Origin of the sequence: Caulobacter sp. AP07 (assembly GCF_000281955.1) — a bacterium.
Taxonomy (GTDB): domain Bacteria; phylum Pseudomonadota; class Alphaproteobacteria; order Caulobacterales; family Caulobacteraceae; genus Caulobacter.
In genome coordinates this window covers 1-1639 of sequence record NZ_AKKF01000120.1, presented here as the reverse complement: position 1 = coordinate 1639, position 1639 = coordinate 1, and the positions used below count along the sequence as shown (strand labels likewise).

1 protein-coding gene and 1 pseudogene are annotated in these 1639 nt (G+C 66.6%); one reads left to right on the top strand and one right to left on the bottom strand.

The features are described 5' to 3' along the window. Positions 1–557: pseudogene (locus PMI01_RS06450) on the bottom strand (acetyl-CoA C-acyltransferase); the annotation flags it as partial. Positions 558–908: 351 nt separating this feature from the next. On the opposite strand from PMI01_RS06450, the gene PMI01_RS06445 reads away from it, so the two are divergent. Then, positions 909–1639: TonB-dependent receptor plug domain-containing protein (locus PMI01_RS06445; protein ID WP_007665804.1), on the top strand; the 731-nt coding region annotated here is incomplete at its 3' end.

Here is a 1639-nt window from a genome sequence, read left to right as displayed (position 1 = left end):
CCGGCGGCCTGCGCCGCCGCGATCCGCTGCTGGCTGCGCAGGGCGTATTCGTCCTGGTAGTCGCGGGCGATGTTGTAGCGCTTGGCGACGATATCGGCGGTGTCGATCATCGCCATCCACAGCGCCGGCTTCTCGCGCATCAGCTTTTCTTCGGTGATGTGGAAGCGGTTCATGTGGCCGCCGCCCTGCACCAGCGAGATCGATTCCACGCCGCCGCCGATGGCGACATTGGCGCCGTCGTTGCGCACGTAGTTGGCGGCCGTGGCGATGGCTTGCAGGCCCGACGAGCAGAAGCGGTTGATGGTCTGGCCCGAGGTGGTGACCGGCAGGCCGGCCCAGATGGCGGCGTTGCGGGCGACGTTCATGCCGGTGGCGCCTTCGGGACCGCCGCAGCCCAGGGCCACGTCTTCCACTTCGCCGCCGTCGAGGCCGGCGCGCGACACGGCGTGCTGGATGGCGTGGCCGGCCATGGCCGCGCCGTGGGTGTTGTTGAAGCCGCCGCGGTTGGACTTGGCCAGACCGGTACGAGCGTAAGAGACGATGACCGCTTCGCGCATTGGGCGCACTCCCCGTTAAACGTTAGTTTGAATTTGCGGCCACCCTAGACTCGGATTTCCGCGAGCGAAAGGTCACGCGAACGTAAAGCGGCGCAAAGCGCCCGCGACGGGGCGCGCGTGGAAATCCGATCGCGCGCGAAAAACACCCGGACAATGGTCAAGCTTCAGGAGGCGTCGCCAAGACCACCCGCATCTTCGCCACAGGTGATGCAAAGCGGACTCAAGGCCAGGCTGATCGTCGTTCAGGTACTTCAATCGGCGTTGACTTTCGCCGGTTCCGGCAAGAACGCTCTGGTTGCGGTCTGAAGCTCGACCTTCGGAACCGTTAAAATAAATCTGGGAGGACTATCCATGCGCAGTCTCAAAGACCGGCCGCATGCGCGTCACGCGCTGCTGGCCGCGACCTCGCTGGCGACGCTCGTCGCCTTGCCGACCTTCGCGGCGGCGCAAGACACCAGCGCCGTCGAGGAGATCATCGTCACCGCCACCAAGCGGGACGCCACGATCCAGGACATCCCGTTCTCGATCAACGCCCAGACCCAGGCCGATATCCAGAAGTCCGGCGCGGTGACCCTGGAGGACCTGTCGCGCAACGTGGCGGGCCTTTCGATCCAGAACCTCGGCCCGGGCCAGAGCCAGGTGTCGATCCGCGGCGTGTCGGCCGGCCAGGTGGTCCGCGACCAGCCGGGGGTCAAGGAGCAGGTCGGGGTCTATCTCGACGAGTCGGTGATCTCGCTGTCGCTGTTCACCCCCGACGTCGACCTGTTCGACCTCAACCGGGTCGAGACGCTGCGCGGCCCGCAGGGCACGCTGTTCGGTTCGGGCTCGGTGGGCGGCACCATCCGCTACATCACCAACCAGCCCAAGATCGGCGTCTATGAGGGCGTGGTCGAGGGCAACGTCAACGTGCTCAAGGGCGGCGACGTCGGCGGCTACGCCAAGGGCGCGGTCAACATCCCGGTCTCCGACAAGGTCGCCCTGCGCGCGGTCGGCTACCACACCGAATACGCCGGCTTCATCGACGCCCTGGGCGAGGGCGGGACCCGCAAGAAGAACGTCAACGACGGCAGCCGCAGCGGCGG